Source organism: Roseovarius sp. (assembly GCF_048262375.1).
Lineage (GTDB): Bacteria > Pseudomonadota > Alphaproteobacteria > Rhodobacterales > Rhodobacteraceae > Roseovarius.
Genome location: NZ_JBLXFE010000002.1, coordinates 94,543 through 116,688, shown reverse-complemented (window position 1 = coordinate 116,688; position 22,146 = coordinate 94,543). Strand labels below are relative to the sequence as shown.

Annotated in this window: 24 protein-coding genes; 13 read left to right on the top strand and 11 right to left on the bottom strand. The window is 61.4% G+C overall.

Annotated features, from left to right (window positions below; all coding sequences use genetic code 11):
• Nucleotides 1-100: 100 nt before the first annotated feature.
• The 13 genes from rfbC to preA all read left to right on the top strand — a co-directional run bounded on the left by rfbC (nucleotide 101) and on the right by preA (nucleotide 10,832).
• Nucleotides 101-670 (top strand): dTDP-4-dehydrorhamnose 3,5-epimerase, encoded by a 570-nt coding sequence (gene rfbC / locus ACN0SW_RS03110; RefSeq protein WP_417726438.1) that lies wholly within the window; start codon nucleotides 101-103, stop codon nucleotides 668-670.
• A complete protein-coding gene (rfbB, locus tag ACN0SW_RS03105; protein ID WP_417726437.1) occupies nucleotides 667-1,716 on the top strand; it encodes a dTDP-glucose 4,6-dehydratase in 1,050 nt (349 codons plus the stop codon). The genes rfbC and rfbB overlap by 4 nt, the downstream gene beginning before the upstream one ends.
• A gap of 45 nt (nucleotides 1,717-1,761) precedes the next feature.
• Nucleotides 1,762-2,607 carry a dTDP-4-dehydrorhamnose reductase gene (gene rfbD, locus ACN0SW_RS03100; protein ID WP_417726436.1) on the top strand — a complete coding sequence of 282 codons (846 nt, stop codon included), beginning with the start codon at nucleotides 1,762-1,764 and terminating at the stop codon, nucleotides 2,605-2,607.
• Nucleotides 2,604-3,497 (top strand): glucose-1-phosphate thymidylyltransferase RfbA, encoded by an 894-nt coding sequence (gene rfbA / locus ACN0SW_RS03095; protein ID WP_417726435.1) that lies wholly within the window; start codon nucleotides 2,604-2,606, stop codon nucleotides 3,495-3,497. Before rfbD ends, rfbA begins: the two co-directional genes overlap by 4 nt.
• Before the next feature lie 3 nt (nucleotides 3,498-3,500).
• Complete coding sequence (locus ACN0SW_RS03090) at nucleotides 3,501-4,439, top strand: glycosyltransferase family 2 protein (protein ID WP_417726434.1); 939 nt, start codon at nucleotides 3,501-3,503, stop codon at nucleotides 4,437-4,439.
• A 101-nt stretch (nucleotides 4,440-4,540) separates the two neighbouring features.
• On the top strand, nucleotides 4,541-4,900 hold the full coding sequence (locus ACN0SW_RS03085; protein ID WP_417726433.1) for a CidA/LrgA family protein: 360 nt from the start codon (nucleotides 4,541-4,543) through the stop codon (nucleotides 4,898-4,900).
• Nucleotides 4,897-5,613: an LrgB family protein gene (locus ACN0SW_RS03080; RefSeq protein ID WP_417726432.1), complete on the top strand. Its 717-nt coding sequence runs from the start codon at nucleotides 4,897-4,899 to the stop codon at nucleotides 5,611-5,613. The genes ACN0SW_RS03085 and ACN0SW_RS03080 overlap by 4 nt, the downstream gene beginning before the upstream one ends.
• Nucleotides 5,614-5,631: 18 nt before the next feature.
• Complete coding sequence (gene cobO / locus ACN0SW_RS03075; RefSeq protein ID WP_417726431.1) at nucleotides 5,632-6,240, top strand: cob(I)yrinic acid a,c-diamide adenosyltransferase; 609 nt, start codon at nucleotides 5,632-5,634, stop codon at nucleotides 6,238-6,240.
• A 2-nt stretch (nucleotides 6,241-6,242) separates the two neighbouring features.
• Nucleotides 6,243-6,590: a Lin0512 family protein gene (locus ACN0SW_RS03070; RefSeq protein ID WP_417726430.1), complete on the top strand. Its 348-nt coding sequence runs from the start codon at nucleotides 6,243-6,245 to the stop codon at nucleotides 6,588-6,590.
• Nucleotides 6,587-6,964, top strand: a complete 378-nt coding sequence (locus ACN0SW_RS03065) for a Lin0512 family protein (protein WP_417726429.1) — start codon at nucleotides 6,587-6,589, stop codon at nucleotides 6,962-6,964. Before ACN0SW_RS03070 ends, ACN0SW_RS03065 begins: the two co-directional genes overlap by 4 nt.
• 170 nt (nucleotides 6,965-7,134) lie before the next feature.
• Complete coding sequence (locus ACN0SW_RS03060) at nucleotides 7,135-7,902, top strand: FCD domain-containing protein (RefSeq protein WP_417726428.1); 768 nt, start codon at nucleotides 7,135-7,137, stop codon at nucleotides 7,900-7,902.
• 293 nt (nucleotides 7,903-8,195) lie between these two features.
• Entirely contained in the window at nucleotides 8,196-9,524 is a 1,329-nt protein-coding gene (locus ACN0SW_RS03055; RefSeq protein WP_417726427.1) for an NAD(P)-dependent oxidoreductase, read from the top strand.
• Between the two features lie 3 nt (nucleotides 9,525-9,527).
• Nucleotides 9,528-10,832, top strand: a complete 1,305-nt coding sequence (gene preA / locus ACN0SW_RS03050; protein ID WP_417726426.1) for an NAD-dependent dihydropyrimidine dehydrogenase subunit PreA — start codon at nucleotides 9,528-9,530, stop codon at nucleotides 10,830-10,832.
• Nucleotides 10,833-11,001: 169 nt separating this feature from the next.
• Here preA and ACN0SW_RS03045 read toward each other — a convergent pair whose 3' ends face one another.
• Genes ACN0SW_RS03045 through ACN0SW_RS02995 form a run of 11 tightly spaced genes read right to left on the bottom strand, consistent with a single transcriptional unit; the run spans nucleotide 11,002 to nucleotide 21,798 of the window.
• Entirely contained in the window at nucleotides 11,002-12,171 is a 1,170-nt protein-coding gene (locus ACN0SW_RS03045) for a CaiB/BaiF CoA transferase family protein (protein ID WP_417726425.1), read from the bottom strand.
• Nucleotides 12,164-12,982 carry an SDR family NAD(P)-dependent oxidoreductase gene (locus tag ACN0SW_RS03040; RefSeq protein ID WP_417726424.1) on the bottom strand — a complete coding sequence of 273 codons (819 nt, stop codon included), beginning with the start codon at nucleotides 12,980-12,982 and terminating at the stop codon, nucleotides 12,164-12,166. Before ACN0SW_RS03040 ends, ACN0SW_RS03045 begins: the two co-directional genes overlap by 8 nt.
• Nucleotides 12,979-14,076, bottom strand: a complete 1,098-nt coding sequence (locus ACN0SW_RS03035) for a CoA transferase (RefSeq protein ID WP_417726423.1) — start codon at nucleotides 14,074-14,076, stop codon at nucleotides 12,979-12,981. Before ACN0SW_RS03035 ends, ACN0SW_RS03040 begins: the two co-directional genes overlap by 4 nt.
• A gap of 2 nt (nucleotides 14,077-14,078) precedes the next feature.
• Nucleotides 14,079-15,416 (bottom strand): phenylacetate--CoA ligase family protein, encoded by a 1,338-nt coding sequence (locus ACN0SW_RS03030; protein WP_417726422.1) that lies wholly within the window; start codon nucleotides 15,414-15,416, stop codon nucleotides 14,079-14,081.
• The gene (locus ACN0SW_RS03025; protein ID WP_417726421.1) at nucleotides 15,397-16,053 is read right to left on the bottom strand and encodes a TetR/AcrR family transcriptional regulator; all 657 of its coding nucleotides are present in this window, start codon (nucleotides 16,051-16,053) and stop codon (nucleotides 15,397-15,399) included. Before ACN0SW_RS03025 ends, ACN0SW_RS03030 begins: the two co-directional genes overlap by 20 nt.
• A 19-nt stretch (nucleotides 16,054-16,072) precedes the next feature.
• Nucleotides 16,073-17,248, bottom strand: a complete 1,176-nt coding sequence (locus ACN0SW_RS03020; protein WP_417726420.1) for an acyl-CoA dehydrogenase family protein — start codon at nucleotides 17,246-17,248, stop codon at nucleotides 16,073-16,075.
• The gene (locus tag ACN0SW_RS03015) at nucleotides 17,245-18,222 is read right to left on the bottom strand and encodes a branched-chain amino acid ABC transporter permease (RefSeq protein WP_417726419.1); all 978 of its coding nucleotides are present in this window, start codon (nucleotides 18,220-18,222) and stop codon (nucleotides 17,245-17,247) included. Before ACN0SW_RS03015 ends, ACN0SW_RS03020 begins: the two co-directional genes overlap by 4 nt.
• A 1-nt stretch (nucleotide 18,223) precedes the next feature.
• Nucleotides 18,224-19,090, bottom strand: a complete 867-nt coding sequence (locus ACN0SW_RS03010) for a branched-chain amino acid ABC transporter permease (protein ID WP_417726418.1) — start codon at nucleotides 19,088-19,090, stop codon at nucleotides 18,224-18,226.
• Nucleotides 19,087-19,833, bottom strand: coding sequence for an ABC transporter ATP-binding protein (locus ACN0SW_RS03005; RefSeq protein ID WP_417726417.1), 747 nt, complete (start codon nucleotides 19,831-19,833; stop codon nucleotides 19,087-19,089). The genes ACN0SW_RS03010 and ACN0SW_RS03005 overlap by 4 nt, the downstream gene beginning before the upstream one ends.
• The gene (locus ACN0SW_RS03000) at nucleotides 19,830-20,615 is read right to left on the bottom strand and encodes an ABC transporter ATP-binding protein (RefSeq protein WP_417726416.1); all 786 of its coding nucleotides are present in this window, start codon (nucleotides 20,613-20,615) and stop codon (nucleotides 19,830-19,832) included. The genes ACN0SW_RS03005 and ACN0SW_RS03000 overlap by 4 nt, the downstream gene beginning before the upstream one ends.
• A 25-nt stretch (nucleotides 20,616-20,640) precedes the next feature.
• Entirely contained in the window at nucleotides 20,641-21,798 is a 1,158-nt protein-coding gene (locus ACN0SW_RS02995) for an ABC transporter substrate-binding protein (protein WP_417726415.1), read from the bottom strand.
• Nucleotides 21,799-22,146: the final 348 nt, after the last annotated feature.

The following is a 22,146-nucleotide window of genomic DNA, read 5'->3' as shown; positions in this document are numbered from 1 at the left end:
AACATTGTCTCTGGAAAAAAACGCCGGGATTTGTCACAAGGCGAAAGATATTTGAGGCACCGGGCACCGGGCCCATTCAAGACGAGGCAATACGAGTACGATGCGCATTGAGCAGACTTCTTTATCCGGCGTTGTCATTCTTGCACCTGCACGCCACGGTGATCCGCGTGGGTTCTTTAGCGAAAGCTGGAACCGTCGGCGTTTGGCTGAGGCCGGGATCGACATCGATTTCGTGCAAGACAATCATTCGCTCTCGGAACAGGTGGGCACGGTCCGGGGGCTGCATTTTCAATCGCCGCCGCATGCACAGGCCAAGCTGGTGCGTTGTGGGCGTGGAGCATTATTTGATGTCGCGGTTGATATTCGGCTTGGAAGTCCGACCTATGGACAGTGGGTCGGGGTTGACCTGAGTTTCGAGAATGGTCGGCAACTTCTTGTTCCCGAAGGATTTTTGCATGGGTTCATAACCCGAGAGCCGATGACCGAGATCATCTATAAATGCTCGGATTATTATGCGCCCGACTGTGACGGCGCGGTGCGGTTCGACGATCCCGATATCGGAATTGACTGGGGCGTCGCGCCGGGGGTGGCGGTGCTGAGCGACAAGGATGCGGCCGCGCCGCTGTTGCGTGATTTCGTCAGCCCCTTTGTCTATGGCGGTGCCGCGTGAGGTTGTTGGTTACAGGAGGGGCCGGGTTTATCGGGTCGGCTGTGGTGCGGTTGGCGGTGGCGCAGGGGCATGAGGTGATCAATCTTGATGCGCTGACCTATGCCGCCTGTCTGGAAAACGTGGCGAGTGTGGCGCAGAGTCCGCTCTATACATTTGTGCATGCCGACATTCGGGACCGCGCCGCGCTGGACAGGGTGTTCAGCCAATATGCGCCCGACGCGGTGATGCATCTGGCCGCCGAGAGCCATGTCGATCGTTCCATTGACGGGCCGGGCACCTTTGTCGAGACCAATATCACGGGCACCTACAACCTGCTTGAGGCCGCCCGCGCATATTGGCAAGCCATTGGAAAAACAGATAGTTTTCGGTTTCAGCATATCTCCACCGACGAGGTTTACGGCTCTTTGCCCGCTGATCCTTCGGTCAAGTTCACCGAAGACACACCCTATGATCCGCGCAGCCCCTATTCGGCCTCTAAGGCGGCGTCGGATCATCTCGTGCGGGCTTGGCATGAGACATACGGTCTGCCGGTGCTGATCACCAATTGTTCCAATAATTACGGGCCGTTCCACTTTCCTGAAAAGCTCATTCCGGTGATGATTCTCAATGCTTTGGCGGGCAAACCCCTGCCGATTTATGGTGATGGCTCGAATGTGCGGGACTGGCTCTATGTCGAGGACCACGCCGAGGCGCTGTTGAGGGTGCTGGAGCATGGAGAGGTGGGGCGCTCCTATAATATCGGCGGCGAGAATGAGCTGAGCAATCTGGACATGGTGCGTACATTGTGTACCATTTTGGACGCGTTGCGTACGCGCAGCGATGGGGCGTCCTATGCTTCGCAGATCACCTATGTCGCTGATCGTCCGGGACATGACGCGCGCTATGCCATTGACCCGTCCCGCATCCGGGAGGAGTTGGGATGGCGGCCGTCGGTGACGGTCGAAGAGGGGCTGCGGCGGACCGTGGTTTGGTATCTGGAGAACGAAAGCTGGTGGCGGGCCCTTGAGGCGCGCGAGGGTGTGGGCAAGCGGCTGGGCACGGCCTGAGGAACGCCCCCGTCCAAGGGCGGTAGCGGCAAGAAGGATGGCGGTATGAAGATCCTTGTATTCGGCAGCACAGGCCAAGTGGCGACCGAACTGCGGGCGTTGGCCCCGGTGATCGCTCTGGGGCGGGCCGAGGCCGATCTGTCCCGGCCTGAGAGCTGCGGGGTTGCGATCCGCGACAGCGCTCCTGATCTGGTGATCAATGCCGCCGCCTATACCGCCGTGGACCGCGCTGAAGAGGAAGAGGCGCTGGCAACGGTGATCAATGGAGAAGCACCCGGCGCGATGGCGCGGGCCTGTGCGGAACTGGGCATTCCGTTCTGCCATGTCTCGACCGATTATGTGTTTGATGGCAGTGGCACGACCGCGCGTGCGCCGTCGGACCCGGTCGCGCCCTGCAACGCCTATGGCCGTTCCAAGCTGGCGGGTGAGGTGGCGGTGCGCGCCGCGGGCGGTCAAAGCGCGATCCTGCGCACCTCTTGGGTGTTTTCCGCGCATGGCAATAATTTTGTGAAAACCATGTTGCGCCTGTCGGACACCCGTGACGCGCTGACGGTGGTCGAGGATCAGATTGGTGGGCCGACGCCTGCGGCGGATATCGCGTCAGCGCTTTTGACGATGGGACGGGCGATGGTCCAAGGCCACGCCGGCGGGCTCTATCATTTCAGCGGCGCGCCGGATGTGAGCTGGGCCGAATTCGCGCGTGAAATATTTGCGCGTGCGGGCCGGGCGACCACGGTTGCGGGTATTCCCACGACGGCCTATCCGACGCCTGCCGCCCGCCCGAAAAATTCGCGGCTCGATTGCGATACGCTGAAATCGGAGTTCGGGATCGAGCGGGCCGATTGGCGAGCGGGGGTGTCCCGCGTTCTCAAAGAACTGGAGCAAACATGACCACGGCACGCAAAGGCATCGTATTGGCGGGGGGATCGGGCACGCGGCTCTATCCGATCACCATGGGGCTGAGCAAACAGCTCTTGCCGGTCTATGACAAGCCGATGATTTACTATCCGCTGACGGCGCTGATGCTGGCGGGCATCCGTGAGATTGCCATTATCACCACCCCGCAGGATCAGGTGCAGTTTGAGCGGCTGTTGGGCGATGGCAGCCAATGGGGGCTGTCATTCAGCTATGTCATGCAGCCCTCGCCGGACGGGCTGGCGCAGGCCTATCTATTGACCGAGGCGTTTCTGGACGGGCAGGCGTCGGCGCTGGTGTTGGGAGATAACATATTTTACGGCCACGGTTTGCCCGAGCAATTGGAAAGAGCCGCGCGGCAGGAGAAGGGTGGCACGGTCTTTGGCTACCGGGTGGCTGACCCGGAACGCTATGGCGTGGTCGAGTTCGACAAGGACGGTCGCGCCGTGTCGATCGTGGAAAAGCCCGAAGAGCCGAAATCAGACTTTGCCGTGACGGGGCTCTATTTCCTTGACGGCGATGCGCCGCAGCGCGCGCGTGAGGTCCAGCCCTCGGCGCGCGGAGAGCTGGAGATCACTTCGCTGTTGGACATGTATCTGTCCGAAGGCCTGCTCTCGGTCGAGATGATGGGGCGTGGCTATGCGTGGCTGGATACCGGCACCCATGCCAGCCTGCTGGATGCGGGAAATTTTGTGCGCACGCTGGAGCAGCGACAGGGGCAGCAGGTCGGTTGCCCTGAGGAAATCGCCTTTGGCAAGGGGTGGATCGATGCAGAGGCGCTCGAACACCGCAGCGAGTTGTTCAAGAAAACCGAATATGGTGCCTATCTGAAGCGGCTTCTGCACGGCAGTCGGTCCAAGGTCTGAGGCATGAATGGGCCGCAGTCGCCACAAGTCGCAATCCTGTTGGCAGTCTACAACGGCAGCGCATATCTGTCTGAACAGTTGCAGAGCATTGCCGCGCAGGATCATCGCAACTGGCTTGTCATGGCCAGCGATGACGGCTCTGACGATGGCAGTCCGCAGATATTGGCCGAGTTTTCCCAGCGGTATCCGGCCCGGTGCCTGAGCGGGCCGCGCAAGGGACCGGCCGCGAATTTCCTGTCGCTCATCCGGCGTGCGCCGGAGGTGGCAGGGGCGGGGCATTGGCTGGCGTTTAGTGATCAGGATGATGTCTGGTTGCCGGATAAGCTGTCGCGCGGGATTGCGGCGCTCGCAGACTATGATGACGCGCATCCGGCGCTCTATTGCAGCCGGACGTGGATCACGGATACCGCTCTTGGCAATCGGCGCCTGTCGGCGGCGCGGCCGCGCCCCCCGTCGTTTCGCAACGCACTGGTGCAGAATGTCGCGTCGGGCAATACGATCCTGCTCAATCCCGCCGCCGCGCGTTTGGTCGAGGAGGCCGCGCAGAAGGTCGAGCGCGTCGTGGTGCATGATTGGTGGGTCTATCAGCTTGTGACCGGGGCCGGGGGCAGTGTCGTGCATGACGATGCGCCCTCGCTGCTCTATCGTCAGCATGATGTGAATCAGATCGGCTCTAATGATACGCGGCTGGCCCGTCTGAGGCGGATACGACAATTGTTGCAGGGTCATTTTCGGGACTGGAACGAGGTCAATATCGCGGCCTTGTCGCGGCTTGAGCCCTATCTGACACCACAGAACCGTGAAATTCTGGCAGAGTTCGCAGCCATGCGCCGGGGCCCGCTGCCCGCCCGGTTGGCGCGGTTGCGGCGTCTGGACCTGTATCGTCAGAGTCGGATCAGTACCTTTGCGCTCTGGCTGTCGCTGGTTCTGAACCGGATCTGAGATCCGTCGGTTGGCCCGAGCATCCGGCGCGCAGGCCCGCTCTTTTGTCACGCAGCGGTTCGTTCTATCATCGGCACACGCTTTTTGGGAAGGCTATAGCGATGATATTCAACCTCGCGCTCATCCTCAGTTGTCAACTTGCCGGTGAGGCGCTCTCGCGGGCGTTATCCTTGCCCATGCCGGGGCCGGTGATTGGTATGGCCCTGCTCTTGGTGGGGTTCATTGTGCGGCCCACGCTGGCCACGCGCATGCAGGATACGACCAAGGGCATTCTGGCGCATCTGTCCTTGCTTTTTGTGCCTGCTGGCGTGGGGGTGATCAGCCATGCCGAAGCCTTGGGTCAGACTGGCCCCGCGCTGCTGGCGGCGCTGGTGCTGAGCACGGCGCTGGCGCTGACGGCGGGGGCGGTGACCTTTGTGGCGCTTGCCCGGCTTACGGGTGCCCGCGAGGCCCAAGAATGACCCCGCTGCCCGAAATCTGGTCCTATCTCAGCGAAGAGCCACTCTTGTGGCTGACCGCTACGCTGGTCGCCTATCTGATCGGGGATGCGGCGTTTCGTGCCAGCCACGGCAGCCCGCTGGTCAATCCGGTGCTGGTGGCGATGCTGTTGCTGGGGGCGGTGCTCTGGCTGACGGGGACGCCCTATGCGACCTATTTCGAGGGGGCGCAATTTGTGCATTTTCTGCTGGGGCCTGCGACGGTGGCGCTGGCCGGGCCGCTCTATGCCAATCTGCACCATGTCCGCCGCGCCATGATCCCGATGCTGGGCGCGCTGATCGTGGGTTCTGTCACGGCCATCGCCTCGGCGCTCTGGATTGCGCGGGCGTTGGGGGTGACGGGGGCGCAACTGGCCTCGCTCGCGCCCAAATCGGCCACGGCCCCAGTGGCGATCGGCATTTCCGAGCAATTGGGCGGCCTGCCCACGCTGACGGCCGGCCTCGTGATCCTGACAGGGATCACCGGTGCGGTGATCGTCACGCCGTTGATGAATGCGCTGCGCATCCGGGATTGGCGCGCGCGCGGCTTTGCCGTGGGCGTGACCGCGCATGGGATCGGCACCGCGCGCGCCTTTCAGGTAAATCAGACTGCGGGGGCGTTCGCCGGGATTGGCATGGGGCTCAATGCCTTGCTAACCGCCCTCATTGCGCCCTATGTCTTGTCCCTGTTCATGTGACCGCCAAGGAGCCTGCTGATGACCGACGATCCCGATCGCCACGCGATGAAAATGGCCAAGAAGAAGGCTGCCCGCGACAAGATCATGGCCACCAAGACCGATGAGAGAGGTTTGATCATCGTTCATACCGGCAAGGGGAAGGGCAAATCCTCGGCGGCGTTTGGCATGATCTTTCGCTGTATTGCGCATGGCATGCCCTGCGCCGTGGTGCAGTTCATCAAGGGGGGCATGAGCACCGGCGAGCGCGATCTGATTCTGTCGAAATTCTCGGATGTCTGCGCGTTCCATACCATGGGTGAGGGCTTTACCTGGGAGACGCAGGACCGCACCCGTGACACCGAGATGGCACAAGCCGCCTGGGCCAAGGCCAAAGAGCTGATCCGCGATGAGAGCAACAAGATGGTGCTGCTGGATGAGATCAACATCGCGCTGCGCTACGATTATCTGGACATCAACGAGGTGGTGCAGTTTCTGGCCGAGGAAAAGCCGCATATGACCCATGTCGTATTGACCGGGCGCAACGCCAAGGACGAGCTGATCGAGATTGCCGATCTGGTCACGGAAATGGAGCTGATCAAGCATCCGTTCCGTTCTGGCATCAAGGCGCAGATCGGGGTGGAGTTCTGAGCATGGCAAAAACCCGTTTGCTGACCGAATTCGGCATGGGCACCTCGCTGCGTCGTCAGGATTATACCGAGGCGGCGGCGCGGGCGGTGCGCGATGCGCTGTGGCACAATTCGATCAATCTGGCAGAGCTGTTCGGGTTCGAGAAAGGCGACATGCTGATCGATCTGGATATTGCGGTGCAGGCGCCGGGTGACGTGGATGTCGAGGTGTTGCGCGCGATTTTCCCCTATGGTCAGGTGACGGTGCATGTGGGGCAGGGGGGCCTGGATATTCCGCGTGCGGTGGGCAAGCCCACGGTGATCGCCAATGCCTGCATCTCGGTCTCGTTCGACATGGAGGCCAAGGCATGAGCACGCAACGTTTCATTATCGAGATGGGCATGGGTAATGACCTGCACGGCATGGATTACCAAAAAGCTGCCATGCGCGCGATCGAGGATGCGATCCGGCATTCCACGATCCCGATGTTTCTGAATACTCCGCTCGATCACCGGGACATGGAGGTCAGGGTCACGGTGGGTGTGCAAGAGCCCGAGCGCGTTGATCCCGAAGCGCTGAAATCCGGGTTGCCGCGCGGGCGGGCGAGCGTTCAGGTTGTTCACGGCGGGCAGAATGTGACCGATCCGGGCAGCGGCGAGACCCTCGTGATTGCCACTGCGGCGGTTGAGGCGTTCTTTCCCACGCAGGTGGGGGAATGGGTTTTGCGCGATAAATCGGTAAGATAAGGCGGTGGAAAAAGAAAATTTAAAATTTTCTTGAGCGGAATTTTTTCAAAATTCCGGGTCTGATCGCTGTGGCCGCATGTCGTGCGCCCCAGCCTGACAAAACAAAAGCGCGGGCTTGCTGTGTCCCCTGTGCGGTCATATGATATGACCAATTCAGTAAGGTCGCGCGCATGCCATTTCAGAAAGTCACCCCCGAAAAGCTTTCGACTGCCGTAACGCGGCAAATTGAAAAACTCATTCTTCAAGGCATTTTGCGCCCCGGAGAACGTCTGCCGGCAGAGCGGGATCTGGCCGAGAAGCTGGGTGTCTCGCGCCCTTCCTTGCGTGAGGCGGTGGCGGAGTTGCAGGACAAGGGCCTGCTGAGCGCGCGGGCGGGCGCGGGCATCTATGTGGCCGATGTGCTGGGCAGTGCCTTTTCCGATGCGCTGATCCGGCTCTTTGCCGAACATGACGAGGCGGTGTTCGACTATATCGGCTTTCGCCGCGATCTGGAGGGGCTGGCGGCAAGTCGCGCCGCGCGTTTGGCCTCTGATACCGATTTGCAGGTGATCCAGACCGTGATGGACAAGATGGAAGCCGCGCATAAGAAGACCAATCCGTCGGACGAAGCGCGGCTCGATGCCGAGTTTCACATGGCGATCATCGAAGCCAGTCATAACGTCATCATGCTGCACATGATGCGCTCAATGTTCCAATTGCTGCGCGAGGGGGTGTTTTATAACCGGCAGGTGATGTTCAAGCAGCGCACCACGCGCGGCGCGCTGCTGGATCAGCACCGCGCCATCAATGCTGCGATTCAGGCCCGCGATTCCGAGGCGGCGCGAGCGGCGGTGAACGACCATCTCAACTATGTGGAAAAGGCGCTGGTCGATCAGCAAAAGGCCAACCGCAACGAGGCGATTGCCCGTCGGAGATTTGAACACGAGCAATTGCGGTAAAGTCAGAGGCCGCGCCGGGATTGGCGTGGTGCTGCTGCTGGCCCAAAGCCCCCATGCGCGCAATACGAGGTGCCCACGGCCCCGCCGCACGGCGTGGTGTTCGAGGCCAGGGCACGCCCAGACCAATTCAGAAGCCATGGCTGTCTCATCGCGCAAGTCGTGCCGCAATTTTCATCGCCGTGGCCCGGCGCCGGTGTCAGGGGTTTCTTTTTTGCCCGTTCTAAATTTTACCAATTGATAAAATTTTAAATCGTGGAATACTGATCCTCAGCCATCCTTGACCGGAGACAGCCATGAGAGATCGTCAACTCACCCCCGGAATTACCGCAGGCCGCCTTGATTCGTCCGTTTTGCAGGGTAATTTCACTGATCTGCATCCCCCGCTCGATGATCACGAGGCGCTGGTGGCGGCGGATCGGTGTTACTTTTGCCATGATGCGCCCTGCATCACTGCCTGTCCCACCTCGATCGACATTCCACTCTTTATCCGGCAGATCGCTACTGGCACTCCCGAGGCGGCGGCCAAGACGATCCTGAGCCAGAATATTCTGGGCGGCATGTGCGCCCGCGTCTGTCCCACGGAAACGCTCTGTGAACAGGCCTGCGTGCGCGAGACGGCCGAGGGCCAGCCGGTGCTGATCGGGCGGTTGCAGCGCTATGCCACCGATACGCTTATGGAAAAGGGCGGGCATCCATTTGCCCGCGCGGCCGCGACAGGGCGGCGGGTGGCAGTGGTTGGGGCCGGGCCCGCAGGTCTGGCCTGTGCGCATCGTTTGGCGATGAAAGGCCACGACGTCACGCTCTATGATGAGCGCGCCAAGGCAGGCGGTCTGAATGAATTCGGCATCGCGGCCTATAAGAGCACCGACAGCTTTGCCGCACGAGAGGTGGCGTGGCTGATGCAGATCGGCGGGATCACTCTGGTTACGGGGCAGCGCCTTGGGCGGGAGATCACGCTGGCGGAATTGCAGCAGAGTCACGATGCGGTGTTCCTCGGGATCGGGCTTGGCGGGGTCAATGCGCTGGGTCTGAGCGGCGAGGATCGTGAGGGGATGCGCGATGCGGTGGATTTTATCGCAGACCTGCGGCAGGCCGAGGACCTGACGGATCTGCCCATCGGGCGGGATGTAGTGGTCATCGGCGGGGGTATGACGGCGGTTGATGCCTCGGTTCAGGCCAAACTCTTGGGGGCGCTCAATGTCACGCTGGTCTATCGGCGCGGGCGCGACCGGATGAACGCCAGCCGCTTTGAGCAGGATTTAGCCGCGTCCAAGGGGGTGCGGATCGTGGCCAATGCCACACCCATCGCCGTGCATGGCAACGGGGCGGTGCGCGAGGTGGAGTTTGAGTATAGCGATGATGATCTCAAGCCCACGGGCGCGCGGTTCCGTCTGGTCGCAGATCAGGTGTTCAAGGCGATTGGCCAGACGTTGGAAGGCGCCGATCTGCCCGCGCTCGACGGGCGCAAGATCGCCGTTTCAGGCCTCGGGCGCACCTCCCTGCCCGGGGTCTGGGCGGGGGGCGATTGTGCATCGGGGGGCGATGACCTGACCGTGACGGCGGTGGCCGAAGGGCGCGATGCCGCTGAAGATATCCACGCAACCTTGATGGCGGAGGGCTGAGCCATGGCTGATCTTACGACCACTTTCATTGGCATAACATCGCCGAACCCGTTCTGGCTGGCCTCGGCGCCGCCGACGGATAAGGAATACAACGTGCGCCGCGCCTTCGAGGCGGGCTGGGGCGGGGTCGTGTGGAAGACCTTGGGCGAGGCTGGGCCGCCGGTGGTCAATGTGAATGGCCCGCGCTATGGGGTGGTTTATGGCGCGGATCGTCGGCTTTTGGGGCTCAACAATATCGAGTTGATCACTGATCGCCCGCTGGAGGTGAACCTCGAAGAGATGCGCCGCGTCAAGCGCGACTGGCCGGATCGCGCGCTGATTGCCAGCCTGATGGTGCCGGTCAACGAGGACGCCTGGCGCGACATCCTGCACCGGGTCGAGGATACCGGATGCGACGGGGTGGAGCTGAATTTCGGATGCCCGCACGGGATGAGCGAGCGCGGCATGGGAAGCGCCGTGGGGCAGGTGCCGGAATATGTGGGGCAGGTGGCGCATTGGTGCAAGAAGCACTCAAGCCTGCCGGTGATCGTCAAGCTGACGCCGAATATTACCGACATCCGAAAACCGGCGCAGGCCGCCAAGGACGGTGGGGCCGATGCCGTCAGCCTGATCAACACGATCAATTCGATCACCTCTGTGGATCTCGACCTTTTTGCACCGCAGCCCACGATTGACGGGCAGGGCGCGCATGGTGGCTATTGTGGGCCAGCGGTGAAACCCATTGCGCTCAACATGGTGGCCGAGATTGCGCGCGACCCGGCGACGGCGGGCCTGCCGATCAGCGGCATCGGCGGTGTCACCACATGGCGCGATGCGGCGGAATTCATGGCGCTGGGCGCGGGCAATGTGCAGGTCTGCACGGCGGCGATGACCTATGGTTTCAAGGTCGTGCAAGAGATGATTTCGGGGCTGTCGCATTATATGGACGACAAGGGCTTCACCTCGGTCGAGCAATTGGTTGGCCGCGCGGTGCCCAATGTGGTCAACTGGAAGGACCTGAACCTCAATTACATCACCAAGGCCAAGATCAGTCAGGACGATTGCATCAAATGCGGGCGCTGCTATGCCGCCTGCGAGGATACCAGCCATCAGGCGATTGCGATGTCCGAGGACCGGGTCTTTACCGTCAAGGACGACGAATGCGTCGCCTGCAACCTCTGCGTCAATGTCTGCCCCATCGAAGGCTGTATCACGATGGAGCGGATGGCGGCGGGCATGGTCGATCCGCGCACCGGCGAGGTGGTGCGGGAGGAGTATGCCAATTGGACCACCCATCCCAACAATCCGGGGCGCTGTGCGGCGGAGTAGAACGGCAGATCAGATCATGCCGCCGGTGAGCGGGGTCGGTCAACGGGGCCGGGACAGGTCGTGCGGCGCGTCCCGGCCGGTTGGGCCATAAGGGATGTCCCGGGCTTGCAGGCTTGTCTGCATTTGACACGGTCAGCCCTGAATGAGCCGCTTCAGCATGAGCCGAAAGTCACGCCTCTTGGGTCTCTTGATCGTGGAGCCAGCGCAGAACCTCTTTGGTATGCTCGCCCAAACGCGGCGGTGCCGAAGGCGCCCGCACCGGCGTATCTGAGAACCGCAATGGGGACTGAACCAGGCGCAGCTTGCCATGCAGCGCGTCCGGTACCTCGGTGATCATGCCCCGCTCTATGACATCCGGTGACGTGAACACCTCGGACACTGTACGAACCTTGCCGCCCGGCACTTTGGCGGACTTGAGATCGGTCAGCCAATCTGCGGTATTGCGAGTTGCAAAGGCGGCTTCCAATAACGGGATAAGCGTATCTCGATTGTTCACGCGATCACGGTTGCGGGTATAGCGCGGATCGTCCGGCAGATCGGGCAGGTCCAACACGTTTTTGCACAATGCGCGGAACTGGCCGTCATTTCCACAGGCAAGGGCCAGAGTGCCGTCAGCCGTGCCAAACAGCTGGTAGGGCACGACCGTCGCATGGGCGTTGCCATAGCGTGGGCTTTGTTCGCCGGTCTGAAGGTAGCCGGACGCGACGTTGGCCAGCAGCGCGACGGCGGAATCGAACAGCGCAATATCCAGATGCTGACCCCGCCCAGTCCGTTCCCGCGCGATAAGGGCGGCCAGAATGGCCTGCACCGCGTTCATCCCGGTGACAAGATCAGAAATGGCAACGCCCAGCTTCATCGGCTCGCCGTCTGGCTGGCCGGTGATTGCCATCAGACCGCTTTCGGCCTGAATGGTGAAATCATATCCGCCCTCGGCGGTACGCGGGCCACTGCGCCCGTAACCCGATACCGAGCAGTAGATCAGGCGCGGGTTGACCTGCGCAAGTGTTTCCGGATCAAGGCCGAAGGCCGCCAGCGCGCCGGATCGGAAATTCTCGACCAACACATCCGCCTTGGCGGCGAGTTGGCGCAATGTCTGTTGCCCCTCGGGTGATTTCAGGTCGATTGCAACCGACTTTTTGGAGCGGTTGCAGCACGTGAAATAAGTCGATTCGCCGTTCAGTTCGGGTGGCATCCAGCCGCGCGTGTCGTCGCCGGAGGCCGGGTTTTCTATCTTCCAGACCTCCGCGCCCAGATCGGCCAGCGTCTGGGTGCAGCTGGGGCCGGCCAAGACGCGCGATAGGTCAAGCACGCGGATACCGGCGAGGGCGGGATCACTCATCGTTGCCACCACTGATCATGTGGAGACCCGGCCCCAGATGTGCCGCGCCGTCGATCTGTATCAGCTGGCCTGTCATCAGTGCGCCTGCCGGGCTGGCCAAAAAGGCCGTCAGTTCTGCCACCTCTTCGACACTTGTGGTGCGGCCCATGGGTGTGGCCGCGACAAGGCTGTCCAGCATCTGGCGCGCGGCCTCGTCCGACAGACCTGCGGTCACAACGGTGCCGGGGCCGAGGCAGTTCAGGCGAATGCCGTCCTGCGCCCATTCCAGCGCCAACGTGCGGGTCAGGCCCAGTACCCCGGCGCGTGCGGCGACCGAATGGGCCAGCCCCATGGAGCCGCGGTTGATCCCGGAAAGCGAAATATTGACGACAGCACCGCGTGCCGCCTTGAGATACGGGTAGGCCGCCTTGGTTGCAGAGAAGACCGCACTCAGGTTCAGGTCCAGCACGGAATCCCAGCCCTTTCGGCTGATCTTGGTCGCGGGAGCAAAGAACTGTCCGCCAGCATTGTTCACCAGCAGGTTGATGCCATGCCGATCCCCGGCGCGGGCCAGTGCCGCGTCCAGCGCTTGGGTGTCGCGCACGTTCAGTGCCTCGAAATGAAAGCTGCCGGGCAGGTCCGCTGCCAGATCGGCGGTTTCCTTCAGCGATTGTTCGCGGCGGCCAACGCCGGTCACGGTCATTCCCAACGCGCACAGGCGCAGTGCGATGGCGCGGCCGATGCCGCTGCCAGCGCCGCTGACGACGGCACCTTGTCCGGTGAAAATACCATCCCGCAGAACCGGCTGCGGTGTGAACTCTGAGATGCTCATGGGGTTGATCCTTTGCTGGAAGTCCGGGATGCGCTGCCGAGCGGTGGCGCAGGTGCGCGGGCAATGCGCGCACCGTCGAAAAGGGCGGGAAAACTGGGGACATGTTCGCCGGTCGGCAACGCTACAGTGCCGCCACCGGGGCGCAGCGCCTGAATGCGCGCAATGCCGTCTGCCGGTTTGCGCACGGCGCCCGCCGGGATGCCGCTGGGGCCAAGTTGGGCCAGCACATGCTCGACGCTGTGCTGGCGCGTCCAGTTCTCGATCATCATGTCGAAGGCGTCGGCGCGAGCCAGCCGCTCGGCCTTGGGCGCGTCCTCGCCGCCGACAATGGGGCGCAGACGAGCCCAATAGGCATCCAGACCGCCGTAGATATAGACATGCCCATCAATGCAACCATAAACGCCAGAGGGTGCCGATGCCCGGTCGCGGTTGCCTGAGGGCGAACCGATCTGCGCGCCCTCCATCACCAGAATTGCAGCAGGACCGAGCAGCATGGCAGAGGCCACCTCCATCATCGTCAGGTCGATGACGGTGCCTTTTGTCGCCGGGTCGAGCAGCGCCATCGCCGTGGCGTATGAGGCGTAAAGGCCTGAATAGAAATCCACCGGCCAGCTTGAGGACACGCGCGGCGTGCCATCCAGATTGCCATTCATCCAGGCAAACCCGCTTTCGCATTGCGCGATCGTGTCCATGCAGGTGCGATCATCCTGCTGGCCAAAGCCGGAAATCAACGTGACCACCAGATGCGGATGCCGCGCGCGCAAGCTGTCGCCGTCCAGCCCCAGCTTGCGCAAGGTGCCCGGCGCAAGGTTGCACAAAAGCGCGTCGGCCCCGGCCAGAAGCGTCTCGAACTGCCCACGCCCCGCTTCGCTGCCCATATCGACAACAAGGCTGCTTTTGCCCGTGTTGAAGCACCTGAAATAAGCGCTGCCAAATTCCGTTCCCGGCAATTCGCGCGATCCATCCCCGCGCGCCGGTTCCAGCTTGATCACTTCGGCGCCGAAATCGGCCAGCAACTGACCTGCTGTCGGGCCTGCGATGAATTGCGTGAATTCGATAACGCGGCGGCCTGTCAGGGGCTTGGGGGGAGGCATGGTTACTCCTTCACGACGCGGGTTGCCTTGTGGACGGTGCGGGGCAGGGTGCCGGCATCCAACACCTCGACGTCGAAACTGACGTTCAGCTGCGTGCGTAACGCCGCCTTCAATCTCTCGCCGAGGCCGCTATCGGTGGAGTCCTCGCGCTCGACCCGTAATGTAATGCGGCGCAGCATTCCGGTGTTGGGGTCCTTCATACTGTCGTTGACGACCAGAACATATTCGTTGGTGGTGCCGGGGTGGGCGCGCACAACATCCTCGACCGCGCTGGGAAACAGGTTCACCCCCCGCACGATCAGCATGTCGTCGCCACGGCCATGGACCCCGCCGACCAGCCGGGCATGTGTGCGCCCGTCAGCGGCGGGCGTGCTGTCGCGTACCACGATGTCACCGGTCCACCAACGCACCAGCGGGCAGGCCTCTTTGTCCAGATGGGTCAGGACCAGCACGCCGGGCGTGCCGTCAGGCACAGGGTCGTCCGTCTTGGGATCAAGGATTTCAACATAGATAAAATCCTCGGCCAGTGTCGGGCCGGTCTGCGCGGCGGTATCCCAGCCGATGGGCTGGCATTCCAGCGCACCGTAGCAGTCAAACATCTTGGCGCCCCATTGCCGCTCGATCTTTTCGCGGGTGCCGGGGATGCTGGCGCCCGGTTCACCGCCGACGCAGACCATCTCGACGCTGGAAGTTGCCAGATTAATGCCGCGGGCGATAGCGGCCTCGGCGATATGGGCCATGAACGACGGTGTGCCGATGACGCAGCGGGGCTTGTACTGCAAGATCGTGTCAATCTGGCGCTGCGTGTCGACTGACCCGCCGGGAATGACCAGCGCGCCCAGTTTCTGGGCTGCCATTGTTGCACCAAGGCCGCCGACAAACCATGAATAGCCGAACATGCAGTGGAATACGTCGGCTTTTCGCAAACCCTGCGCATACAGATACCGCGCATAAAGGTCCGCCCAGCGATCCGCGTCATGCGCGCTCCAAAGCACAGGGGCGGGCGCTGCAGTCGTACCGGAGGAAAAATGCACGCGCACGGCGTCTGCCATATCCACCGCGCGGAAGGTGCCAAAGGGGGGATCCTCGGCCAGACCGGCCACATAGTCCTTTTTGCGCGTCAGTGGCAGGCGGCGCAGATCATCAAGCGATGTGAAGGTTTCAGGATCAAAGCCGCATTCGGCAAAAACCTTGCGGTAATGTGCGCTGGTGCGCCCCACACGGATCAACTGCGCTTTCATCTGTTCGGTCTGATAGGCGGTGATCCGGTCGCGCGGCCACAGCTCGCGGGCGTCCCAGACAGTATCTGAATGAGGGGTTTCAGCCTGATTTTGGCTCATGGTCGGGTTCCTTCTGAATACCTTGCATGGCGAAGGAAACCAGTGTTTCCACGATCATGCGGTTGCTTTGGGCGTCCTGTATTTTGCGCGGTCGATACCAGACGGTGACCCAGTTCATTGCGCCAAAGAACGGTTTGGTTAAAAGGCGGGGGGGCATGTCACTGAACAGGCCCTCGCGGGCGCCCTGATCGATGACTTCGGCAAATATCTGCTCGTAAGTGTCGCGCAACTGATTGATTTCACGCAATTCATTGACATAGCGATAGCCCGATGAGTGGAACAGATACCGTTCAAGACCCTGCACCGACACCTTTTGGATCGGCAGATCGGCCAGCAGCATACCCAGATGCGCCTCGGCCATGCCGCGCAGCTTGTCAGCCGGGCCAAGGTTGCTGCGCGCGATCGGTTCGATCTCGGCCATCAGGCGGGCCATGGCGGTGCGCTGAATGTCAAAGAAGATGTCGGCCTTGCTTTTGAAGTAGTAGTAGACACGTCCCTTGGTCGCGCCCAACCGTTCGGCAATCGCGTCGATCGACGTCATGGCGTAGCCGAGATCGGTGAAAAGCTCGGCCGCCGCCTGTAAAATTTCTTCGCGGGCTGCTGCTGCGGCATCGGTTGTGGGTTGGGCGCGGGACATGGGTACTCTCCGGTTGTGGTCAGGCAGACGCCTCTTGCGCTGCCTTTTCCACCTCTTTACGCACCGCGCGCGCCAGAACAAGGCGCTGGATCTCGGATGTGCCTTCGTAGATTTCCAGAATTCGCTGGTCGCGATACAGCCGTTCGGCGAGGTTCGGTTTGCAATAACCAAAGCCACCCCAGACCTGCACCGCCACATCCGCCGCTTTGTGCGACACTTCAGAGGTGTGAAGTTTGGCCATCGCGCCGAGGTTGGTGACATCCTCGCCGGCGTCATAGGCGCGCGCGGCCTCGTATAGCATCAGGCGCGCTCCCGAAATTTCGGTTGCCAAATCGGCCAGTTTGAACCCGATTCCCTGATTGTCGATGATCGGATTGCCAAAGGCGTGCCGCTCGACCGCGCGTTCGGCGGCGGTGCGGTATGCCGCCAGCGCCAGACCCAGTGACTGTGCCGACACCATGATGCGGCCCACGTTCAGCGTTTTCAGCGCCAGTCGCAGCGCGCGACCCTCTTCGCCGATCAGGGCGTCGCTTGCCACCCAAGTGTCCAGCTTGAGATTCGAGGTTTGGGTGCCGCGAATACCCATCTTGTCACTCAGCTCGTCAATGCTGACGCCATCGGCTTCCTTGTCGACCATGAACGCCGAGATGCCGCGCCCGCCCGCCTCGGGATCGGTCTTGGCGAACACCACATAATACCGCGAGGCGCCGCCATTGCCGATCCAGTATTTTTCGCCCTTGATACGCCAGCCTTCGCCTTCGCGTTCGGCTGTGGCGGTGATTGCAGCGGCATCCGATCCGGTCGAGCGTTCCGACAACGCAAAGCTGGTGGCTGTGCCTTGGGCCATCTCGCCCAGATACTTGTGCTTTTGATCGTCGCGACCGCCCAGAAGGACCGGGAACGCGCCCAGCTGGCAGGCGCACAGGATCGCGGCGGTGGACGAGCAAGCGGTGGCGACACGTTCAACCGCCGCGATGGTGGCCGTCAGGGGCGCGCCGCCGCCGCCGAATTCGGAGGGAATGAACAGCCCGGCCAAGCCGGATTTCACCAGCTCGTCGATGCTCTCCCATGGATAGCGTTGATCGCGGTCCAGCTCTTCGGCGAGGGGGGCGAATTTTTCATCGCTCAGGCGCGCGGCAATATCATGCCATTTTTGCGCTTCGTCATTCAGTTTGGGGGTCCAGATCACAGTCACCGGAGTGGCTCCTTTTTAGGTGTTATGTTTTGGGCACGGCGCTTGAGCCAGCGCAGCACATCGCTGGCTGGTCCGGTCAGACCGCGCGGCATGAAGGACAGGACGACAATCAGAATCGATCCCAGAATGATCCGGTCTACATAGCCGCCGAAGGACAGAAATTTCTCCTGACACAGAATCAACGCCACGCCGATGAGAGGGGCCAGCAGGATGCGCCGACCAATCAGCACCACGGCGGTCAGCATCAGGATCAGGAAATACATGTCGACGACATCGGCACTGATATAGGCGCGCTGATAGGAATAGAGCCATCCGGCAGCCGCAGTGATGGGCGCGGAAAACAGGAACACCTGAATGCGCACGCGGTGCGGGTCGATGCCCGACATGGTGGCAAGACGCGGGTTGAGATGCACTGTCATCGCTTCCTGTCCCAGCCGCGAGCGGCGGAAACAGCGCACCAGATACAGCGTGGCGATCAGCAGCAACCAGGCCACCGGCCACAATTCGCGGTCCGTAAGGGCCTTGTAGCCGAAAATCTTGAACAAAGGGATGCCTGTAATGCCATCCGAGCCGCCCAGAAATGCCCAGTTTGCGGCCAATGTCATGCCCACCACCGTGACGGCATAGGTGACCAGCGAGAAGACGAACTCCCGCATGCGCAATGTGACGATGCCGATGCCTGCTGCAATGATTGCGGCGACGGCAATGGCAAGCAGCAAGGTCGTGATAGGATCAAACCCCCAGCGCGACGATCCGATGGCCGATGCATAGGCACCTGCGGCAAAGAACACGGGATGGGCCAGACTGACCTCGCCCAGATCCGAGACGATAACGTCGAGGCCATAGGACATGACCGCAAAGATCGCGATCAGCACAAAGGCCGAGTAAACGGCACCCGAACCGCCAAGCAGCGCAGGGGCGACCAATATCAGACCAAGGCCAGCCAGCCATGAAAGAGGTGTCATCATCCGCATGTCAATGCGCCCCCGGGCGCGAAGCAAGGCCGCCGGGACGTAGCACCAGCACGACAATCAAAAAGACGAACATTGCCGCTGTCGAGTAGGCCGCCGAGACGTAGGCACCAAAGAACGCAGCAAAAAGACCAAGTGCGATACCGGCCACATAGCTGCCGGTAATGCTGCCGATCCCGCCCAGCACCACGACGACAAAGGTGATAATGACCTGATCGAACCCCATCGAGGTCAAGATCGGAGTGCGCGGCGCAATCAGCGCGGCGGCAATGGCTACGGCGGCGCCCTCGAAGGCAAACACGCCCAGATAAACCTTGCGAATATCAATGCCGGCCAGCAGCGCCAGCTTGGGGTCTTCGGCCACCATGCGGACCAGACGGCCAACACGGGTTTTCTCGACCACATATTTCAGGAAGGCAAAGAACAGGATCGCGACGATGATAATGGCGATATCCTGCCATGTGATCCAGATATCCCCGATATAGATGTCCCGTACCGATAGCGGCGTATCCAAAATTTGCCCGGTCGAGCCAAAGAACAGCGCTGCGACCCCCTCCAGCACATGGCCAAAGCCCAAGGTCACGATCATCACCGATACCAGATCCTGTCGGATGGTCAGCTGCAACATTGTGCGCTGCATCAGATATCCGACGCCAATACCCACCGCCATGGCAATGGGAATGGCGGCGATATAGGGCAGGCCAAAGCGCGACATGACAAACCATGTTACGAAGGCGCCCAGCATATACATCTGCCCGTGGCCAAAATTGACCAGCCGCGCAACGCCCAGAAGAACGGTCCAGCCGATAGCAATCAGCGCATAGGAATGGCCCAGCACCAGACCGTTGATAAGCTGTTGGGTAAAATTCATGAGTCCGCTCCCAGATATGCGTCTGCGACGCGGGGATCTGTCTTCATCTCGGCCACCGGCCCTTCGGCCAGAATCTGGCCTCGCTCCAGTAGGATCAGGCGATCAACGGCGCGGATGGCGGCCTTGACGTTTTGCTCGACCAAAAGGACGGTCAGCCCTTCGTCTACCAGCGTGCGCACGGTTTGCAGAACCACCGACACCAGCCGGGGGGCAAGGCCGATCGACGGCTCGTCCAGCATCAGCATCCGCGGCGCCAGCCGCAGCGCGCGGGCAATGCCCAGCATCTGCCGCTCTCCGCCGGACAGTTGCCCGCCCAGATGATCGCGCCGTTCAGCGAGATTGGGGAAAAGATCGTAAATCTCGTCTGTGGTGTAAATCCGCCGGCCACCTGCCTGCGCCGGATTGGCGGCATGGGCCAGATTTTCGGCAACGCTCATGGTGGCAAAGACCAGATCGCTTTCCGGGATCAGCAGCAGACCGCGGCGAACCCGTTCGGGCGTGGATAGGGCGTTGATCGACTCGCCGTCCAGCAGCACGTCGCCCGTCACCTTGGGCGCGCCGCGCGACCAGCCCAGCAGGGCGTTGGCAAAGGTTGATTTGCCCGCGCCATTGGCACCGACGATACCGGCCAGTTCGCCCTCTGCCAACTGAAAATGCTTGACCGACAGGGCGCGGTTTCCGGCATAGACAACCGACAGGTTGTGTACCTCAAGAACGGGGGGGGTGGGGCTGAGGGCGCTCATTCGTCGCGTCCCAGATAGGCTTCCAGAACGTGGGGATCATGGCGGATTTCCGTGGGCGTGCCGTAGGCCAGCCGTCTGCCACGATCCAGCACGACAATGCGGTCGGTGATTTGCATGACAAGGTCCATGTGATGTTCGATGACAACGATAGCCATGCCGCCCGCGCGCAGTGCCAGCAGGCGATCGCACAGCTTGCGCATGTCCTCACCGCCAAGCCCGGCGGCTGGCTCGTCCAGCAACAGGATGCGCGCGCCGGTGCCATTGGCCAGCGCAATCGACAACATGCGCTGCGTGCCATAGGGGATCTCGCCCGGCAGGCGATGATGAAACTCGGGCGGTATGCCCATGTGCGCCAGCGCATCTGCCGCGATCTGGCGGGTATGCGCGGCCCTGCGGTGTTCGGACAAGGGGCGCAGGATCGTACTCAGCAGGCCCGTGCCGTGCTCAGGCTGAATGACAGCGATCATGTTTTCCAGCACCGTCAGATGGGTGAAAAAGGCATTCTGCTGGAAGGCGCGCCGCAGGCCCAACGCGGCCAGACGGCTGGCGGGCACGTTTGTGACGTCGCGCCCGTCAATTTCAACTTTTCCGGTGCGCTGCACCATGTTGGTCGTGGCATTATAGCAGGTGCTTTTGCCTGCGCCGTTGGGACCGATGATGCCCAGGATTTCACCTGGGTTTACTTCCCAGTTGACATCATCGAGTGCCACCAGTGCGCCAAAGGCCACGCGCAGGCCCTTGACCCGGAGGGTGCCACCATCTGTCTGGAACATGTTATCCATCGGTCCCGCTCGCTCCTGTCTGCGATCAGTTGGCGCCGCTGCGAACAACGATCTTCTGATCGGTCACATCAAAGATGTAATGGTTGCTGTTCAGCTGGCCGTTCTCGCCAAAGGTGATGTCGCCAAGCACGGTGTTTTCAAAGCTGCCGCCACGGATACGGTTTGCCACCGCCTCTTTCTCCAGGCTCTCGACGTTATTCGCGGCCATTGCCCAGACCTGAAGCGCGGTTGCACCAAGGGCCATGAACTTGTCCGGCGTATAATCGTGCAGCTCTTCCGTTGCCGCAATAAAGCGCTGGTTGACCTCGTTCGAAGCAAACGGCTCGACTTTGGGGAAATAGATATCGGCGCCGACCAATCCTTCGGACGCGTCGCCGGCAACCTCGATCACACTGGGCGCCACCGTGCCAACGGCTGCGATCAAAGAGCCGGGCAGACGGCTGCGTTTGGCCTGGCGGATGATGGCGGGCATGCCCAGCCCCTCGTTGGCGTTGATCGCGATGGTGATGTCAGGATTGGCCGATTTTACGTTCGACAACTGCACGCGGAAATCGGCCTGATCGAAGGGGAACAGCTCTTCTGCGACCTTTTCGTATTGATGCCCCAACTCCTTTAGCGATGCCTCGATGGAGGCCTGTGCGCCAGTGCCATAGGCATCGTTTTCGGTCAGAAAGGCGATGCGCGTGGCGCCCGCATCCGCAATGAATTGCGCAATGACCGCCCCATCCTGAGCGTTCGAGCTGTTCAGGCGCACGGCCAGCGGATTGCCCTCGCCCGACAAGATCGGATCGGCCTTGGAGATTGCAGTGATGTCCATGATGCCCGCGCGGGCGATGACCGGCTGCATTGCCAGAGTCACAGGGCTGTTCCAGCCTTCGATGATCACGTCGACGCCTTCGGAAATCAGTTCGTTCGCGCGTGATACGCCGACGGCGGGGGTCGATTCGTCATCGCGGCTGATAAGCTCCAGTTGGCGGCCCAGAACGCCGCCATCCTCGTTGATCATCTTGGCCATGGCTTCGATGGCCCAGTTGACATGTTTGCCCTGAGGGCCGGCGCCGCCGCTGAGCGGGAAGATCACACCAACCTTGATCGGATCCTCCTGCGCCTGCGCACCGGATGCCAGCAAGCCTGCGGCTATCATGGCGGCGGCTGCAGTCCTTGCGAATGTCGAAAATACCATTTTCTTTCTCCCTAGAGTGGTCGCATTTTGCGTGCGACCAATTTTGATCATCGCACCAAACCTGCGCGACCCTCCTGTCGCTGTGCCGATTTGTATGCTGGCTGGCGGGCGCATTGCCGCGCCAGGATGGCAAGCGCACCATGCCACTGGAAGTTAAGATACTAATGGGTATGTTGATCTGTCAATCGTTCTGTTGATCTTATTTTCACTCTCTTCACGGGTGAGGTGGTATCGCTGAAGTGTCTTTTTCCCTCATTTTTGGTAATTTAACCTCTAAAAACATTGATCATGCATATGAAAATTCCTGTGACCTGGGTAAATAACCGCGTTTCGCCTTTTTCGGTGGTT

Bases quoted from the DNA above. Each gene is read 5' to 3' on its own strand.
- rfbC (WP_417726438.1), top strand. From the start codon at position 101: ATGCGCATTGAGCAGACTTCTTTATCCGGCGTTGTCATTCTTGCACCT.
- rfbD (WP_417726436.1), top strand. From the start codon at position 1,762: ATGAAGATCCTTGTATTCGGCAGCACAGGCCAAGTGGCGACCGAACTG.
- rfbA (WP_417726435.1), top strand. From the start codon at position 2,604: ATGACCACGGCACGCAAAGGCATCGTATTGGCGGGGGGATCGGGCACG.
- ACN0SW_RS03090 (WP_417726434.1), top strand. From the start codon at position 3,501: ATGAATGGGCCGCAGTCGCCACAAGTCGCAATCCTGTTGGCAGTCTAC.
- ACN0SW_RS03085 (WP_417726433.1), top strand. From the start codon at position 4,541: ATGATATTCAACCTCGCGCTCATCCTCAGTTGTCAACTTGCCGGTGAG.
- ACN0SW_RS03080 (WP_417726432.1), top strand. From the start codon at position 4,897: ATGACCCCGCTGCCCGAAATCTGGTCCTATCTCAGCGAAGAGCCACTC.
- cobO (WP_417726431.1), top strand. From the start codon at position 5,632: ATGACCGACGATCCCGATCGCCACGCGATGAAAATGGCCAAGAAGAAG.
- ACN0SW_RS03070 (WP_417726430.1), top strand. From the start codon at position 6,243: ATGGCAAAAACCCGTTTGCTGACCGAATTCGGCATGGGCACCTCGCTG.
- ACN0SW_RS03065 (WP_417726429.1), top strand. From the start codon at position 6,587: ATGAGCACGCAACGTTTCATTATCGAGATGGGCATGGGTAATGACCTG.
- ACN0SW_RS03060 (WP_417726428.1), top strand. From the start codon at position 7,135: ATGCCATTTCAGAAAGTCACCCCCGAAAAGCTTTCGACTGCCGTAACG.
- ACN0SW_RS03055 (WP_417726427.1), top strand. From the start codon at position 8,196: ATGAGAGATCGTCAACTCACCCCCGGAATTACCGCAGGCCGCCTTGAT.
- preA (WP_417726426.1), top strand. From the start codon at position 9,528: ATGGCTGATCTTACGACCACTTTCATTGGCATAACATCGCCGAACCCG.
- ACN0SW_RS03045 (WP_417726425.1), bottom strand. From the start codon at position 12,171: ATGAGTGATCCCGCCCTCGCCGGTATCCGCGTGCTTGACCTATCGCGC.
- ACN0SW_RS03040 (WP_417726424.1), bottom strand. From the start codon at position 12,982: ATGAGCATCTCAGAGTTCACACCGCAGCCGGTTCTGCGGGATGGTATT.
- ACN0SW_RS03035 (WP_417726423.1), bottom strand. From the start codon at position 14,076: ATGCCTCCCCCCAAGCCCCTGACAGGCCGCCGCGTTATCGAATTCACG.
- ACN0SW_RS03030 (WP_417726422.1), bottom strand. From the start codon at position 15,416: ATGAGCCAAAATCAGGCTGAAACCCCTCATTCAGATACTGTCTGGGAC.
- ACN0SW_RS03025 (WP_417726421.1), bottom strand. From the start codon at position 16,053: ATGTCCCGCGCCCAACCCACAACCGATGCCGCAGCAGCAGCCCGCGAA.
- ACN0SW_RS03015 (WP_417726419.1), bottom strand. From the start codon at position 18,222: ATGCGGATGATGACACCTCTTTCATGGCTGGCTGGCCTTGGTCTGATA.
- ACN0SW_RS03010 (WP_417726418.1), bottom strand. From the start codon at position 19,090: ATGAATTTTACCCAACAGCTTATCAACGGTCTGGTGCTGGGCCATTCC.
- ACN0SW_RS03005 (WP_417726417.1), bottom strand. From the start codon at position 19,833: ATGAGCGCCCTCAGCCCCACCCCCCCCGTTCTTGAGGTACACAACCTG.
- ACN0SW_RS03000 (WP_417726416.1), bottom strand. From the start codon at position 20,615: ATGGATAACATGTTCCAGACAGATGGTGGCACCCTCCGGGTCAAGGGC.
- ACN0SW_RS02995 (WP_417726415.1), bottom strand. From the start codon at position 21,798: ATGGTATTTTCGACATTCGCAAGGACTGCAGCCGCCGCCATGATAGCC.